This window comes from Caballeronia terrestris, from assembly GCF_001544515.1.
Lineage (GTDB): Bacteria > Pseudomonadota > Gammaproteobacteria > Burkholderiales > Burkholderiaceae > Caballeronia > Caballeronia terrestris.
Genome location: NZ_FCOL02000085.1, coordinates 1 through 15,613, shown reverse-complemented (window position 1 = coordinate 15,613; position 15,613 = coordinate 1). Strand labels below are relative to the sequence as shown.

Genomic DNA, 15,613 nt, shown 5'->3' with positions numbered 1-15,613 from the left:
GGTGACCATCCCATTACAGCATGTCCATGAAGTTAACAGCCCCCTTCATGTCTTTTTGAAACCGTCTCTAAGATTTCCGTGCGTTGCCAGACCTGCGTCCCACGTCGCCTCACGAGGCTAAGCGACCAAAACATTAATCTCGGACGAGGAGCGATGCTCGACGGGTTCCAGAGGAGCGAATTTCGTCATCTGGCGACCCCGGCCCGAGCTTCTGGAATTCCAGCAGCCGACGGACACGGTTGCAACAGCCGTCCCCAATCGTAGTCGATTACGTCCGGAGTTAGCCGATATACGCCTGCGCCCGGTGTGAACGTCAATTCTCCGAAATAAATCTGATTGTCCGGGGCGTACATATCGACACGCACATAGTCGAAGTCGGCGGCAAGTGCCTTCGCCTTCCGCAACAGCAACTCGAGTTGAAGCGGCCGCGGAGCAGGGACCACGCTACGTGGATAGTGGCCGATCCGGATATCAAGGTGATTCCAGTCTTCATCATAGAAATCGCCACGCGGATGAGGAGTGAAGCGATCGGAGATGAGTAAAATATAGGCTTGCTGCCGTCCGCATCCTCGGTTGAAGCAGTGAATCTTAAAATCTGCAGGCACATTTCCGTGGCTATCAGTAAGCAACAATTCAAAGAAGATCCGCGGCTTGATGCGTTCATAGTGGCGTTCTCTGGCGACCCGGTAGAAGTTGCTGCCTAGCCACTCATTGGCTAACTTGCTCAATTCCTCAAACGAAGTCTGCGACTTGTCATGGACGATCTTCACATAGCCGCTCCCATGGTTGGCCTTCATTACGAAGGCCGCGGGCAACGCAGCGAACTGCTCCCACGTAAAGTTATCCGGTTGCAATAGCACTGGTATTAGATGCTCTTTGCCAATTCTGCGTTGAACGTAATCACGTACAAGGAGCTTATCCGTCAGAGCAGCAAAGCCCGGGTCCGGGTACAGGCAGCGATAAAGGATTTTCTCATTGAATGTGACCGGATATTTCAACCGGGGAAAACGACCGATCCGTCGCCGATGTGAAAGGTACAAAAATAAGGGGTCCGGTAACAAGTCTTTAAGGAATCTTTTGATTTCTTTCAGCAGCGACATGCGGACCCCAATTTCGTATTCTGCGCTGATGAACATCGCAGTGTCGTAGGTCGCCCCGGACCATCCTAAGCGCGACTCCCCGTTTGAAACATCGCCTCGCGTTCTAACCCAAGCGGATTAGTCGATTAATCGGCTAGCCGCTTCCTCCTGGACCGCAGCGCCTTGCTGCATTTTGCCGCAGACGAATACAGAAAAGCAATGCGTCTTATGGGGTTGTCAGTCGCCCGATGGAGGACGCTGTGCGTTTTTGCTCATGTTTGACGCTTTGTGCCAAAGTGCGTGCGTATAGATCTTAAGGTATGCAGCGACCATTCGCTGTGGACTCAGTGCATCGACGTACTGGAGTAACCGGGTGTGCGTCTGCGGGTCCTGCGATACCTTGATCGCGTCGTGAATCCGCCCGATTACCGAACTCGGTTCACGGATGTCAAAAGACAAGACTGGAGGTAGGTTCAATCACCTCGGGATGCCGCCGGTGTTCGCTCCCACCACCGGTATGCCTAGCGCGTAGGCTTCGACGATCACCCGTCCGAATGGCTCGTTCGATTTAGAGGGTACAACCAACACGTCGATGTCGGACAGAAAAGCCAACGCATCAACGTGGCCGACGAAACGAACTCTCGGATCTGCATATCGGGATGTGAGGGAATGCACGTATCCGAGCTCACCGGTCCCGCCGATCGTGAGCGTCCAATCGAGAGAACAGTCCGCTAGCAGTTCGTCGATGAGGAGTTCAATCCCTTTCTCCGGCGAAATCCTGCCTAGCATCCCGAGGCGGACCGAGTCGTTAGATGCACGAGCATTTGCATTGGAAGTGGAAGACGGCTCCGGCAGGTAGCAGTCACCGATGACGTTGGTGGAAGACGCTTTTGCGAAGAATCCATTATCGAGATGCTTCTGGAGCACAAAGCGGCTAACGCCAATGGCGATGTCTACCTGTCTGGAAGCCGTTCTTTTATGGCTGGCGAGGCAAGCGCAAAGGGTGCACTGACGTTCGCAGCTCTCGTTTTTGGACAACATTGTCGCAGACGGGCACATCAGGTAATAATCTCGAGCCGTATGAGCCACCGGCAATCCGGCCGCGTGTGCGACGCGCCATAGATTGACTGACAGGCAAGACAGGTTGCTGGTATTGACGACATCGGGCTTTTCCCGTGCGATGACTTTACGCAATTTTCGCGCCATGATCACGTTGTGCCCATCGATCGCGTGCCATGCTAGTTTTGCGATGGAAGAACGCTTCGGGCACCCGTCGGCGCGTTGGGGCGTCTCGCGAAAGACACTTGCATGCATCGATCCTCAAAACCAGCGCCCGGTTGAACACGGAGAGGATGCCGACTGTTTGAAGGACATTGTGAGCGCGAGCGCCGTGCTCTCTGCCTGTGTGCAGATTCTAGGGGCACAGGAAGACGTGCTTCCGTTCGTTGTCGCGAGCGATACGCTGGTGCTCCCATCAGCATTTGAAGGAGTGCCGCTTGTGATGATCGAAGCGGTGCTCGCTCAAAGGCCGTTGTCGCGTCGCGTGTGTCTGGCCTTGAGTGTTATCTACCTGATGCACTGCTCTTTCCTGCCGACGATCAAGATGCATTTGTGGCGCGGATATTTGCGGCTCGAGAGGTACCGATAGACGGGCTATCGCAGGACTTTCGGCGACGCTTCTCGCGCGAAGCGTTCAACGCTCAGGCGCAAACCTTGGTGGAACGAGAAGATGCACGGCCTGGCGTCGTAAGACGAAGCCGAGTTTTGCGAGTGCCATGACGCGATCGCGATCTCCGCTCGACTGGAAGCGTCTTGATCGTACCAATGCGCGCCGTCTGCAAAGCTAGCTTGATGCGGGCGAGCTTCATGTGCAGTGAACTTCTCGCCGAGCAGCGTTTCGAGCACCTCCAAAATGGAGCTGTCGCCCTGCTCGAGTCGTGCTAGGCGGCGCCCAATGCCTCGAATGCCCTCAGCATGTGCCGCAGGAGGTTATTGTTTCCACCCGGCGAGACTTTGAGGCAGTCTGCTTTGAAGACCTGAAAATCGAGGTTCGGCAGGAAGTCGAACATCTAGGCTAAAGGTCCTATCGTTTATCCGAAGATCCGAAGCCACGCCAAGCATCGCGAACGGCAGATCGTGAGCTTACCTTTTCTGCCGACGCTTCACGAACCAGTCTTTCATAATGAGCCGAGCTTGGGATGCAGCTTGAGCGAATGGCACTCCCCACGTCGGCAGGGCGGAGTAAATGCCCAAGCTCGGCCACGAATTAACCGCGCTTTTTCGCGCGAGAAGGCGTGACGAATAGGAAACGCGAGGCCTATCGAGATAAGTCGGCTGGGCACCGTAGCTGTCGATGAACGGCCATTCGGCCATCGCCTTCGCTACTCGGTGGTTGGGGTGCATGAGAAGTTGTCGAATATGTTTCTTGCGATGCTGCCGCAACACAACCTTGTCGACGGGCAATGCGGCGTGGTCGAGTTCACAAAGCTCGTGAAGCACTCTTCGAAGAGTCTCGGCATAATCTTCAGGAGCGACATCAACCGGATTCGCTTCCATTACTGGTGCAACCTGCCCGGCGATGTCAACCGCTCCCACGCACGTTCCATCGGTGGTACCTGCAAACGCTTCCACAGGAGCTTGATGAAAATGCGAGTAGCTTAAGGGCAAAAACTGACCAACATTGTCCAGCGCCTCATGACCAAAATCTAGCGCAAAATAATATCCTGCAAGGCTGATCCTCGAAGGTAAAGCGTCACGGATGGAAGTCTGCAGGCGCCCCTTTCCGGTCAAGTCTACTACGAGAACGCGCGATGATCCGGGACGGAGCAGAGACGCATAATAGCGAGCGGCAAGGGCGCCAAGCTCTATCTGGACCGCGTCCGGCTTACGGTCGGTCCATCGTTCGTACCTGTCGGGAGCTAAGCGGGCAGTGATTGAGTGGGTGAATTGCCGGGAAGCTCGCACGTAGCTCACCGGGACGGCGCCAAAGAAATCCGGATGGTCCTGAAGGACTGCGGCCAGCGATTCACCGTCACGCGAAAGCAGCCATATGTCAGTGACGTTCTGTTCAACGGCATATCGACGAAGATCGCGGAGGTAGTCATAAAGCACCACAGCCCATCTGGTCGCCAATTCCTCCAACGGCGTCGTCCCCGTCGTCATCAGGGATGCAGGGAGCCGATATTGTCCAATGTTCTGAAGGTACTCGATCTCCGGCGCGTAGATCGAGCGGTGATCGTAAAATTGCCAGACTAGCCAGTTGGCTGGGACACCCGCGCGTCGAGCATTACGTACGTCCGCGTGATGATTGTCGCCAAAATGAACGGTGCCCGGGAAGTCCCGGCGCATCGCCAAGAAGGTTTCACCTGATCGCTTCGTCTTCCCCGTTGTTGAAGAGCAGACGATGCTGTCAACTTCAATGCCGGCGTTCAGAAGTGTCGATCGGATAAAATTCTCCGGCAGGTAGGTGTCGGTCGACACAACCACCCGGCGCCCCAACTTTCGAATTGAAGCAATTAAGCTTGGAACCTCGGTATGCGGACGAATCACTTCGGCTTCGAGTTCGAGCTCTCTGGCCATCGCCATTGCAGCGGAATCCGCGCCATTCAAGGCACCTTCGGAAACCAGCTTTTCGTAAATTTGCGCGAGCTCGACCTCACGTGGGCTGGCGGCTAGGTCTAATTCCGCTTCGGCCCACTTCCGCAGGCGCTGCCATTCCCTGGCCGTTCCCGAGAACAGACAAGCCTCAACCAGCGCTTGCCCCTGGAGCAAGAAAAGATCCTCTGGCCGAGCTAGGGTCCGATAAACCAGCGTGTCGAAGAGATCGAAAGATACCGTTTCGGCATCTGTGTGTTCAACCGCTTCCAAGACGTGGCTCTCGGACGAAAGCCGCTTGCTGAACTTCGTTCGCAACTTGCTGGCACCCTTCATAGGTTCACCCGGATCGTGGAGGATTGGTAACTCAGAGAAGTGCATCGAGGATATTCTAGGGAAACGCTGATTTATACAAGCCGAATGTCGTCGTCAAGCCGGACACACGATTGCCCGCATCTCTCCGGAGCTCTTTCCGGGCTCGACCGGACCAGACGTCGACGCCCGGACCGATCGGCACGGTTCGGCACTGCTGAAATTATCTAGGACACTGTAGAGGCGAGGGAGGCAGGGTCGGATGTCGGTAAGACTTCAATGTTCCTCACATAGCCACCGCATCGGCAAGGAGCTTATTGATCGCTTAAAAAAAAGCCGGCTGAGCGTCGGCCGGTAGCCCGAGGATATGCAGGCCAGCCGTCGCGCTCCACGTCGAAGTTGCGCACGTCGGTTCGGGCTGTTCGTCGATGAAGGCGAGGTGGCGCAATCATTCAAAGCCATGCCCAAAACTAGAGTCGGACCGCGTTCGAATCAGACGCGTCGGGCGCTGAGCAAGCGGAGCGTCAAACGATTTATGGCCAAAGTGCGAAGAGTAGGAGATAACAACCAGTATGCGATCGACCAAGCTACGCCCACGCGGCGTCGGGAAGCGGGCGTTCGGCGATTTGGGCCATTCCATACTCGATCGCGAACTTCCGGGCGTCTGTTTGACAGGGGCAATTGCTTATAAGTTCGGAAGCTCGCTGAAGGCCGTTCGGCGCACGTATGAACAAGGTTACAGAGTAGGTGCCCGCGGCGAACGAGGTATGCGATGGCAGGGAAAAACCCTGGAATCGAACTTGGGGTGAGTCCATTGCGCCTCCGCGGCCATATTTACAACTCTCCGCCTGACTCGCAGGGGAAAACTATTCTTCGCAAAGAGATCGCTGAGGCTGTGAACTTATGTAGACGTATAATAAGTGGATTTCACGGAAGTGCCTTTTTGCTCTCTGCTTCCACGATAAGTGGAAGGAACAGTACATGGTCCTTACCGTTCAGTATTCGCCGACGTCCTCATTCAAAATGTCGGCAAAGGCCGACGCGAGCTGGACGAGCCAGAAAACGAACGGCTCGTACGCCCCTAGCATATTCACGGTGATATTACCCCGCATGCCTAACATCTAAATGGTGGTTGTCGTCTGGCGGTCGCTATCGTTTTGTTTCGCCTGAAGACGGCCACAAGATCGCGTCGACTGGCGCTGATCAGGCATTCAATCAATTTGTTCATCGAGGGCTCTACTCGATGAATCGGACCCTTCAGTATCGGGTTTTGCCGCCTGAACTTCGCCCGTCGACGTTTTTGATACCTCAAGCTCGTCGAGCGCTTTGTCAATCCTTTCGCTGCAACCTCCCGAAAGGTCGACCTGGGAAGTTGCTCCGAACTCCCCGCATTCAGCGTCACAAACGGGTCATCGGTAGGTAAAGGCCAATTGATCTTGGGAGATCGGCCGAATCCACGACGGTGCCCGGAACGACCGAAATGGGTGTGCGCCGCTAAAAGGGGGCGCTTTCAGCGCCTGCTTCACTTTTTGTGATTTTGGAACGCTACCAACTACTCTGCCAACTATACGTTTTCTGATTTCGTCAAGGAGGACAGCCCCATGCATTTGACCGGAGAGGCCAATGGCTTCAATGCGCTCATACGCCTCGGGATGTGTCCCGCGTAATGCTGACAGCGCTGCGCACGTCGCCCGCCACCAATTCTCTGCGTCTTGTTCAGACCATCGAGCCTTCGGCCTGGATTCTCTAACGGGTGGCCTGCGGTTCCCGCGATATGTCCGTCGCTAGCGAGCAAGAGGACTTTCAGTTCCGACGTTCCAGATCGATGCCAAGAAACATTCTATGAACTCAGTTAGGCCTAATGTAATGTAAGCAAACAATCGGTACATTGGAAGGAGGATGCCGAAGTACATATATTGACCGCTTTCCCAAGGCTCCAACTACTAGGTCAGGCAACTTTAAGGCTCGACTCAGGGCGTCAACATCGCTATGCGGCTAGTTTGGGTCGCCCGTCCGCGACCTTGCGGCGATTCCAGCAGCGGGTTGTTGTCTCCACAAGCCTTTATTCGAAAACCACAGTTGGAAAACGTCGTCGACAGGCCGAACTGCAAGGAGGAGCGAAAGCTGTGCAGTTAGTTCCTTACATCACTCCCCGCTTCGTACCCACGCCGGAAAGCGATCGTCAAACCTTTTGTCGCGCGAAATTGCCGTGTCACTTGGCTCGCCTGCGTAACCGAGATCGACGACGATTCGGCCGATCGGTCGGGCCGATTGCATCCGGAGTGCGCACGCACGTCCGAACTTTGGTTCGTGACAATAAAAGTCAGGAATCAAGTGCCATGAAAGTTTGGGCTGATTCGGATATGAGCGAGTTGTGCGGTGCGAAGCTCGCATTAGTATCATTAATATATTTAAATTAGCAAAATCGGTAACAATGCACTTATTTATAACGATCGATCGTTCATAGATATAACACCCATAGTAGATAATCCATGAATTGGGGGTAAACCCCGTGACGTAGGTATTGCGCACACCTTTTGTTTGGCTAAAATGTTTCGAACGTTCAGATATAAGTCGCTGCCTACATGTTTTGGCCACGAGTAGCAAGTGCTCGCGTCGGCCACCGATAAATGAGGGAGACGCCATGACGGAGACAGTTATCGGATGCGCGGTTTCCGGCGCCGCAATGCTGGTTTGCATCCCATTAATCATCCAGCATTACGTCCGCGAACACCGACGCGAAATCTTGCTTCGACATCTGCGTGACAACGAACTGTCATCACAGAGCGGAACGGCTGAATAACGCCTCGTTAGCGGAGAGGTCGAATAAACGCAAATGCATTCGCCCGAAGCGAGCTTCTTTACATCAAGCCGTCTTGGCACGATTAGAAACCTCTTCTGGCGAAAGACTCTTCTTTCGCACGTTACTCCTTACAGACTCTAAATACTGAGAGCGCGCGTTCTAATTTGCACCAAGAATTTAGACGCAGATGTCGGATCGTGGGCGGACAAGCCGCTTAAACGCCTGCCTGCAATCACATAATATTTTAAGGGAGAAGCAGATGGAAAACGGCGAGGTTACTTATAAGAGTTTCGTTCTTAGGCCACTTGCAGCTTATGACGATGGCATGTATGTCGCTATGCTGATTCTTCGAAATGGCGACGGCATTCAAACTGCCAGCGGCGTACTAGGTAGTTTCGCATGCGCCCTCGACGCACGGCGCTTTGCCTTAAAGCATGGGATGGACGAGATCGACCAGGGGACAGTTTCGAAACCGGAATCCCAGCCGCGCCGGCAGTCCGCTTTTGGAGGATTGCGGGCATAGCGGATGGATGGGTCGGCCGGCTCAACTCTGGATTTATTTCGCTAAGGCGACATGGTTTTATTTCTCCAAGGATCATCATGGAAACCGGTACCGTCAAATAGTTCAACGACGCCAAGGGCTTCGACTTCATCACACCCGACACATCAAGCCGCTGTAACGCAGAAGCAGGCCGAGCACTCAAACCAGATCTCGGTGGCGGAGAGCTCCATACGGGCTATTTGGCGGCAAGCAACGGCGGCGATGATCTTTTGCGCGTTTTTCTGAGGTGCGTGCCGAAGGTTTCAAGACCCTGGCTGAGAACCAAAAAGTGAGCTTCGAGGCCAAGCGCGGTCCCAAAGATCTGCAGGTAGCGAACTTGGCTAGAGCGCGTTCGATGACGGTCGGTCGTCGCGAATGTCACGGCACGTCGCCGCAGAGTTAGTCCCCTGGCTTAAGCATATAAGGCGTTCACCGTCCTCAAATTCGGCAGCCCCGCCCTCTTTTGTCGGTCGTCAGTCCGAGACACTACCGTCCAATGCAGCGCCGCTCTCGTGGTCTTTGCCCCGAGTCGCGGCGCGGACTGTATTCCTGCGCCATGTCGCCGGCGGCTCACCGAACTCTCGCTTGAACGCGCGATTGAATGAGGCTTCCGATTAGTAACCAACTGCCTCAGCGACTGACGCTAGCGACGAATCAGTGAGGCGAAGCTGCCGCGCGGCGAGTTGCAAGCGCCACAAAGCCAGATACTGCATCGGTGGTAGCCCGACTAGTTCGGTGAAGCGCTGTGCCAGCCCCGAACGCGAGATGCCTACCTCGCGGGCGAGAGCTTCAACAGTCCAGGCGTACACCGGCCGCGCATGCATCAGCGCGAGCGCCTGTGCGACGAAGCGATCACGCAATCCCGCCAGCCAGCCCTTGCGATCCCGGGCCATCGTGTCGACGTAACGACGCACCGCTTCGACGAAGACCAGCTTGGCCGATAACGCACCAGGGCGCAGAGAAGCTGCCGTCGAGGTGGACTGCCCCGGTCAACTGGATGACGCGCAAGACATCGGAGAGGGCGTCCATGGCAGCGGTTGCGCAATGTTGGGGCCACGCACAAGAAAGCTGGACGCCCAGCTATTCAATGTCGCGCCTACCGTCGGGATACTAGCACCATGCCTGAAGGCCAACACACGACGAGAAGATTCGATCGGCGAGGGCAGCCATGAGGGTCGTGGCGTCCACCGTGGACCAGGCGGGTCAGGTACGAGTTGTATGCGCCTGCTCCAGACCAACTTGGTGATTTCGCAAACTCATGTGGCCCGTCGTGCCATCGACGAGCGCTCGCACTGCTTTGCTCACATCAACGGCAACGCTATGAGGGCAAGCGGCGCAGGCGTCGAGGGACAAATGCGAATTCACCGGCGTGGACCTCGCAGATGTCGTCAGTCTTCAGACATACGTCGACCGCGTTTTCACAGCAAACATCCCGTCTCTCAGGAGAGTCTCATGTCCGCAGTTGATTCACCTTCCTTGCACAATATGGATCTCGCCAAAATCAAGATCCGGCATGCCGTTGCCGACAATCAGCGACCTGTCTCGCAACCGTACGTCGATACGGTGCGCTACGCGAAGTGCGTGGAAGTGTCCAAGCGCATCCGGTGGGAGATCGATCGCGACGTGCTTCGCCATCGCGAATTCGACTTCACGATGAAGTTTCTGCCTGACGGCCTGTCGTTCGTCGATCGCCTGCCGTTCCTTGACGCCATAGAGCGCCGCCTGCTGTCGCAGATTCAAGGTCGCTCGTATGCCAACATCTTCGGCCTGGTCGAGCGTTTCATCGGCGCTAAGATGCTCGAAGTGAGCCGCGACCACTGGCTTGGCGACCAGATCGCACTCGAGGCGCTGGTTCGCTTCACTGAGGAAGAGCTAAAGCACCAGGAACTGTTTCGCCGCATCGAGACGATGATCGACGCCGGGATGCCTCCGGGATACACGTTCGAGCCGCGGCCCGATGACGTCGCATCAGTCGTGTTGGGCAAGTCGACTTGGTCGGTGCTGGCGCTGACGTGCCTCATTGAACTGTTCACACAGGCGCACTATCGAGCCAGCATCGAGCCCGACAGCGAGCTTTCGCCCCTGTTCAAGGATGTGTTCCTGTTCCACTGGAAAGAGGAATCGCAGCACGCGATTCTGGATGAACTGGAATGGGTACGCGAGAACACGAAACTTATGCCGCACGCGCGCGATGCAGCCGTGGACGACCTGATTTCGCTGGTCGGCGCCGTAGACGCGATCTTGCAGGCTCAGTCGGCGGCAGACGGGCGCTACTTCATCGGACTTTGCGACCGCTCCATGACGCCCGTCGAGATCGAGACCGTGATGTCCACCGTCCTTGCAGCGTATCGCTTCCAGTACATCGTGTCAGGCGTGCAGATTCCGCGGTTCGGCCAAACGCTCAATGCAATGATCTCGCCGGAACAAGCGCTACGAATTAGCACCGCGCTCGCACCGATCATGGGTTGACGTTCAAGTCTCCGACTGTACGTGCCCCTTTTTTCTTGGGCTAAAGAGCGGCAGACGATTGGTCGGGTTTCATTCGACTGGCTGCTCGTGTCTTGCTGTCGTCGTCGTCAATCGGAAATTCCTTCGTGCAGTTGCGTTGGAGCACTATGCTTTTCATCAAGTGAGGTGCCAGGCTAAGGCTCCGAACGGCTACCAAATAAGTGCGTAAATGCCGATTGATCCCACGCGCCCGATCGTTTCGTCGACTGTTCGGCGCGAGGCTTCTGCTACGGCAGCTCGTCGTCGCGCGTGCGCGGGATGGATTTACTTTTCAAGGAGACAGCATCATGGGCGAGTTTGCGATTCAGGGATTTCGCGGAAGGCTGATCTGTCCGTCAGACAAGGACTACGATGAGGCGAGAGCGTTGTACAACGGCATGATCGATAAGCGGCCCAAGGCGATCGCTCGCTGCACCGACGCGGCCGATGTCATAGCGGCAGTCAACTACGCGCGCGGTAACAAGCTGCTTCTCGCAATCCGTGGAGGCGGGCACAACGGCCCCGGTTTGGGCAGTTGCGACGGTGGGCTGGTCATCGACCTGTCCCAGATGCGCAGCGTGCGCGTTGACCCAGCGAGCCGCACCGTGCGTGTCGATCCAGGCTGCACGTCAGCGGACCTCGATCACGCGACCCACGCCTTTGGCCTCGCCGTACCGCTCGGCATTGTCGGCAGTACGGGCGTCGCAGGTCTGACCTTGGGCGGAGGAACCGGCTATCTCACGCGCAAGCACGGCCTCACGGTCGACAATTTGCTCGAGGTGGATGTAGTGCTGGCCGACGGATCTTTCGTCACCGCTAGCAAGGACAAGCACGTTGATCTCTTCTGGGCGGTGCGCGGTGGCGGCGGTAACTTCGGCGTGGTCACGAGCTTTCTATTTCAGGCCCACCCAGCCAAAATGGTGTTCGCCGGTCCGATCTTCTGGGACGCCAAGGACGCCAAGCAAGTTATGGCGACGTACCGCGACTTCATCCCAAACGCCCCCGAAGAGCTTGGCCTGTTTGTCGGCCTCAAATCCGTGCCTCCGATCGACCCTTTTCCTAAGGAGCACTGGAGCAAACGTGCCTGTGCTCTGATCGGTGCCTTCAACGGACCGGTCGCAGAGGGTCAGAAGCTCATGGCCTCGCTGCTCGAGAAACTGCCCGCCCCGCTATTCAACTGGATGGGCGAGATGCCGTGGACTGCCATTAACAGTCTGTTCGACCCATTCTTCCCTAAAGGCTTGCAGTGGTACTGGAAGGGCGACTTTGTCAAGGCGCTGCCTGACGAGGCGATCGACGTGCACATCGCTAACGCGCTCAACGCGCCGACCCCCTTCTGCCTGATGCACCTTTACCCTATAGACGGCGCCGTTCGGCGGGTCCCCAAGGATGCAACGCCGTGGAGCGCACGGGACGCGTCTTTTTCGATGGTAATTGCCGCGATCAGCCCCGATCCTAAGGACGCCGATACGCTTAAGACCTGGGGCCGTGCCTACTGGTCGGCCATCCACCCGTTCAATCTGGAAGGCGCCTACGTCAACTTCATGGACGTCGACGAGGCCGAGAACCGCGTCGAACTAAGCTACGGCGAAAACTACGCGCGCCTTGCCTTGATCAAGGCAAAGTACGATCCAAACAACCTGTTGCGAGTCAACCAGAACATTAAGCCGAAAGCGTGAATCTAGGCGCACGGCTCCGCGCGCCGGCGCCTTGTGGTGGTTTTCAGCGGCAATTGGCTATCCGACAGTTTCAACGACGCCGTGGTGCGCCGACTTATCTGCAACTACTGCTTCGATTATGTATCGCTGCCGATCTCAAACGAGCCGGATCGTCAATGCCGTCGGCCACGCGCACGGCATGGTGTCATTACACGATGAGGCCTCAGACGGCGAGCGTGCGGTTGACGGGGAGAACCTTACAGGAGGAATGGTCGGCGTCCTGTGACGCGCTTGGCCTCTTTCACTCGATCCGCAAGGTCGCGATGACCGATGCGCCCGCTTTTAGCTCAGGCGTCGGGAACCGGCAAGGAACTGACCGCGGCCGCAATTCACGAACGGTCTACGCGGCGTGATCAGCCGTTCGTTGACGCGCCGGCTGTGCGGGAATGCGCTTTATTTGACGATCGTCAGCCGCGCCGCTCGAACCAACTACTTGGCAATCATTTCGCGTTGTTGAACAGGTGCTTGCACCGCTTATTGACGGGTAGTTATCTATCCAACAGGCTCAGTCTTGCATTGTAGGAATGCCCTGCTAAGACAGAACTGTCTCCTTTGCGTTACCTCGACTCGATGGATTGCCCGTCTTTTACGGCGGTCATCTTTTTGCCGATGCTCGCAGGACACGAGTAGGGCACGGAGGTCTGCGAGCGCACATTCAAACATCCGCTTAAAACATAGATTTGCGGTGCCGTCACAGAACGGCCAGAACGCTGGACTCGATGGGTTCCCAAGAGCGCCGATGAATCGGGGTATTTTTAAAGCCTTATCAACCTTGACCGTTGATGAGGCTTTTTCTTGTTCCGTACGCTTGGATCTGGGAGAGCCGCCGAGCCGAGCCGTCGGTGGGGAACAGGGTGGTCGACATACCTATGCTTACGGCACCGCCTCGCACAACTTGAATGTGGACAACGTCAAGCAGGACGTCCGGTTTGCTGCCGACGGCGAATAACAATGCGACACGCCACTTGGTGGCAACCGGCGTGAAAGGCGAGCTATTGTCAAATCTGGTGTTTGCCAGGCGGGGCTCGATCAGGCGGCAAGCGGTTGCTGAGCCGGTGTGCTGTCGATCACCGGTAGTCCGTTTTTATACGGAATGCCCTCGAGCAGCGAGGCGACCTTCTCTGGCGCGCGAATGCGCCGCCATGATTGTTCGGCCGACTCGATGAGCTTGAATGCAAGGCCGAGGAAGGTCGGGCGCGAAACGCAATTGCGCGTGCGGGTTGTTCGATGCCGAACGGTGGCAAAGGTTGACTCAATCGGATTGGTCGTTCTCAAATGCTGCCAGTGTTCAGCAGGGAAGTCATAAAAGGCCAGCAACTCGTCGCGATCCTTCGTGAGCTTTTCAGCCGCCTTTGGATACTTGGCCGAATAGGCGTCAACGAAGCGGTCGAAAGCCGCGAATGCTTCCTCGCGTGTGCCGGCTTGCCAAATCTCCTGCAGGCCGACTTTAGCCCGACCATGCTGTGATTTGGGCAAGGCGTTGAGAATGTTTCCGGTTTTATGGAACCAGCAGCGCTGGTGCCCCGTCTTTGGAAAGACTTCGGCCAATGCCGCCCACAGACCCATTGCCCCGTCGCCGCTCGCGAGCAGCGGACCACTTTGTAGGCCTCGCGCTTTCAGATCCAGCAAAAGCTCGCACCAGGCGTCCTTAGACCGCGGTAGCCGTCGCCGATCGCCACACGCTCTTTCGTTCCGTCCGGCTTCACGCCGATGATGACCAACAAGCACTGGCCATCCGAATCATCGCTTCGCAGCCCCGTGTGGATGCCGTCGGCCCACCAATAAACCCAGCGAGCCTGTGACAGATCACGCTGATTCCAAAGGGCGTGTTCTTCGGCCCACTGAGCCTTCAGACGGCTGACCACGTTGGGCGAAAGACCTTTGGCCTCTTCACCCAGCAGCACGCTCAGTGCCTCGCTCATGTTGCCGCTTGAGACGCCGCGCAGATACAGCCAGGGCAAAGCCGCCGAGACGCGGGGTGACTTACGAATATAGGGCGGCACGATGTTCGAATTAAACTTCACGCCCGTGCCTGAGCGATCGCGCACCTTCGGCACTTTTACGGTGACCGGACCGATCGCCGTGACGATCTCTCGCTCGGGGAGGTAGCCATTGCGAATCACGGTCCGCCTTCCATCGAGCGTCCTCACGTTGTCAAACCGCTCAAGCAGTGTCGCCAATTCGGCCTCGATCGCTTGCTGGATAATTTGCCGCGCGCCTTGTTGAATCAAATCGTCAAGGCCGCTGGTTGCTGCTTCCGATTTACCGGAGCTCGTTTCTTCGGTAAGCTTCTTCATTGGTGGTGGATCTCGGTTTGACTGGTTGTTACTCTCGACAAGCAACATTCTCAGCTAAACCGCCACCGCCTTCAAATCCCTGCCTCACTCCGAACACCAGTTTCGACCATAACTCGTGAAAGGCTTGTCTGCCTTTTTCTTTCACCGGCGGGACGATATGCCGCGCACGATGAACCTGGCCTCCGCGCGCTCGCCGCGCGTCACAAACTCCGGATCCTATCGACTTCGTCCCCCGACAGACCGTGCGTGGCGCGAAAAGACAAGCCACAACGTGCCCGGTTTCATCTTGCCTGCATCCACAGAGGCCGAAGGCATCCAAAACGCTTGTGCAGATGGTATGGACGCCTCCCCCCGGAAGCGGGCCGTGAAAGTCGCGTTCGCGGCCGATGTGCGAAAGTGATCATGCTCGTCAACCGTTCTTCAGGGAGAACTCGAAATGAAGCTCACGATTATCGGGATGGACATTGCCAAGCAAGTATTTCAACTTCACGCGCTCGATCCGCAAAGCGGCCAAGTCGAACGATTCAAACTCAAGCGTGCACAAGTGCTCGAGTTCTTCGCGAAACGTGCAACTTCAACGGTCGTGATGGAGGCCTGCGGAAGTGCCCACGACTGGGCGAGACGATTACAAGCACTTGGACATGAGGTGAGGCTCATATCTGCCCGCTCGGTACGCCCCTTCGTACTTCGGAACAAGACTGATGCGGCGTTGTTGCATAAGTCGAACGTAAGGACAAGATGGCTTCTGCGATCCTGAATTCATGCGATGCGGGTGGACTGCG

11 protein-coding genes and 5 pseudogenes are annotated in these 15,613 nt (G+C 56.4%); 9 read left to right on the top strand and 7 right to left on the bottom strand.

Going from position 1 to position 15,613, the window contains the following annotated elements; genetic code table 11:
- Positions 1-185: 185 nt before the first annotated feature.
- Both AWB67_RS31060 and AWB67_RS31055 read right to left on the bottom strand, forming a co-directional pair.
- Positions 186-1,136 carry an ATP-grasp fold amidoligase family protein gene (locus tag AWB67_RS31060; RefSeq protein WP_087659947.1) on the bottom strand — a complete coding sequence of 317 codons (951 nt, stop codon included), beginning with the start codon at positions 1,134-1,136 and terminating at the stop codon, positions 186-188.
- 420 nt (positions 1,137-1,556) lie between these two features.
- The gene (locus AWB67_RS31055) at positions 1,557-2,393 is read right to left on the bottom strand and encodes a glycosyltransferase (protein ID WP_087659946.1); all 837 of its coding nucleotides are present in this window, start codon (positions 2,391-2,393) and stop codon (positions 1,557-1,559) included.
- Positions 2,394-2,442: 49 nt separating this feature from the next.
- Here AWB67_RS31055 and AWB67_RS31050 point away from each other — a divergent pair, with 49 nt between their 5' ends.
- Positions 2,443-2,727 carry a hypothetical protein gene (locus AWB67_RS31050; RefSeq protein ID WP_200822350.1) on the top strand — a complete coding sequence of 95 codons (285 nt, stop codon included), beginning with the start codon at positions 2,443-2,445 and terminating at the stop codon, positions 2,725-2,727.
- A 292-nt stretch (positions 2,728-3,019) separates the two neighbouring features.
- On the opposite strand, the gene AWB67_RS43225 is transcribed toward AWB67_RS31050, so the two are convergent.
- The 3 genes and pseudogenes from AWB67_RS43225 to AWB67_RS31035 all read right to left on the bottom strand — a co-directional run bounded on the left by AWB67_RS43225 (position 3,020) and on the right by AWB67_RS31035 (position 6,824).
- Positions 3,020-3,148: a hypothetical protein gene (locus AWB67_RS43225; RefSeq protein ID WP_327366779.1), complete on the bottom strand. Its 129-nt coding sequence runs from the start codon at positions 3,146-3,148 to the stop codon at positions 3,020-3,022.
- A gap of 73 nt (positions 3,149-3,221) precedes the next feature.
- Positions 3,222-5,009 (bottom strand): hypothetical protein, encoded by a 1,788-nt coding sequence (locus AWB67_RS31040; protein ID WP_087659945.1) that lies wholly within the window; start codon positions 5,007-5,009, stop codon positions 3,222-3,224.
- 1,385 nt (positions 5,010-6,394) lie between these two features.
- Positions 6,395-6,824: pseudogene (locus AWB67_RS31035) on the bottom strand (FGGY family carbohydrate kinase).
- 1,223 nt (positions 6,825-8,047) lie between these two features.
- On the opposite strand from AWB67_RS31035, the gene AWB67_RS31030 reads away from it, so the two are divergent.
- Together AWB67_RS31030 and AWB67_RS31025 are read left to right on the top strand one after the other, a co-directional pair.
- A complete protein-coding gene (locus AWB67_RS31030) occupies positions 8,048-8,311 on the top strand; it encodes a hypothetical protein (protein ID WP_087659944.1) in 264 nt (87 codons plus the stop codon).
- A 128-nt stretch (positions 8,312-8,439) separates the two neighbouring features.
- Positions 8,440-8,732 (top strand): annotated as a pseudogene (locus AWB67_RS31025) (cold-shock protein).
- A 70-nt stretch (positions 8,733-8,802) separates the two neighbouring features.
- Here AWB67_RS31025 and AWB67_RS43780 read toward each other — a convergent pair.
- Positions 8,803-9,309: pseudogene (locus tag AWB67_RS43780) on the bottom strand (helix-turn-helix transcriptional regulator); the annotation flags it as partial.
- A 472-nt stretch (positions 9,310-9,781) separates the two neighbouring features.
- Here AWB67_RS43780 and AWB67_RS31015 point away from each other — a divergent pair.
- The 5 genes from AWB67_RS31015 to AWB67_RS39945 all read left to right on the top strand — a co-directional run bounded on the left by AWB67_RS31015 (position 9,782) and on the right by AWB67_RS39945 (position 13,483).
- Complete coding sequence (locus AWB67_RS31015) at positions 9,782-10,798, top strand: hypothetical protein (protein ID WP_087659943.1); 1,017 nt, start codon at positions 9,782-9,784, stop codon at positions 10,796-10,798.
- 326 nt (positions 10,799-11,124) lie between these two features.
- A complete protein-coding gene (locus tag AWB67_RS31010; RefSeq protein WP_087659942.1) occupies positions 11,125-12,495 on the top strand; it encodes an FAD-binding oxidoreductase in 1,371 nt (456 codons plus the stop codon).
- 33 nt (positions 12,496-12,528) lie between these two features.
- Positions 12,529-12,693, top strand: coding sequence for a VpsR-related response regulator (locus AWB67_RS43500; RefSeq protein ID WP_374729865.1), 165 nt, complete (start codon positions 12,529-12,531; stop codon positions 12,691-12,693).
- A gap of 111 nt (positions 12,694-12,804) precedes the next feature.
- Positions 12,805-13,056 (top strand): sigma 54-interacting transcriptional regulator, encoded by a 252-nt coding sequence (locus AWB67_RS43495; protein WP_374729864.1) that lies wholly within the window; start codon positions 12,805-12,807, stop codon positions 13,054-13,056.
- Between the two features lie 217 nt (positions 13,057-13,273).
- Entirely contained in the window at positions 13,274-13,483 is a 210-nt protein-coding gene (locus AWB67_RS39945; protein ID WP_125477741.1) for a hypothetical protein, read from the top strand.
- 80 nt (positions 13,484-13,563) lie between these two features.
- Here the strand turns inward: AWB67_RS39945 and AWB67_RS31000 are convergent.
- A pseudogene (locus AWB67_RS31000) lies at positions 13,564-14,831 on the bottom strand (IS256 family transposase).
- A 436-nt stretch (positions 14,832-15,267) separates the two neighbouring features.
- Here AWB67_RS31000 and AWB67_RS30995 point away from each other — a divergent pair.
- Positions 15,268-15,540: pseudogene (locus tag AWB67_RS30995) on the top strand (IS110 family transposase); the annotation flags it as partial.
- Between the last annotated feature and the right edge of the window lie 73 nt (positions 15,541-15,613).

Bases quoted from the DNA above. Each gene is read 5' to 3' on its own strand.
- AWB67_RS31060 (WP_087659947.1), bottom strand. From the start codon at position 1,136: ATGTTCATCAGCGCAGAATACGAAATTGGGGTCCGCATGTCGCTGCTG.
- AWB67_RS31055 (WP_087659946.1), bottom strand. From the start codon at position 2,393: ATGCATGCAAGTGTCTTTCGCGAGACGCCCCAACGCGCCGACGGGTGC.
- AWB67_RS43225 (WP_327366779.1), bottom strand. From the start codon at position 3,148: ATGTTCGACTTCCTGCCGAACCTCGATTTTCAGGTCTTCAAAGCAGAC.
- AWB67_RS31040 (WP_087659945.1), bottom strand. From the start codon at position 5,009: ATGAAGGGTGCCAGCAAGTTGCGAACGAAGTTCAGCAAGCGGCTTTCG.
- AWB67_RS31030 (WP_087659944.1), top strand. From the start codon at position 8,048: ATGGAAAACGGCGAGGTTACTTATAAGAGTTTCGTTCTTAGGCCACTT.
- AWB67_RS31015 (WP_087659943.1), top strand. From the start codon at position 9,782: ATGTCCGCAGTTGATTCACCTTCCTTGCACAATATGGATCTCGCCAAA.
- AWB67_RS31010 (WP_087659942.1), top strand. From the start codon at position 11,125: ATGGGCGAGTTTGCGATTCAGGGATTTCGCGGAAGGCTGATCTGTCCG.
- AWB67_RS43495 (WP_374729864.1), top strand. From the start codon at position 12,805: ATGCGCCCGCTTTTAGCTCAGGCGTCGGGAACCGGCAAGGAACTGACC.
- AWB67_RS39945 (WP_125477741.1), top strand. From the start codon at position 13,274: ATGAATCGGGGTATTTTTAAAGCCTTATCAACCTTGACCGTTGATGAG.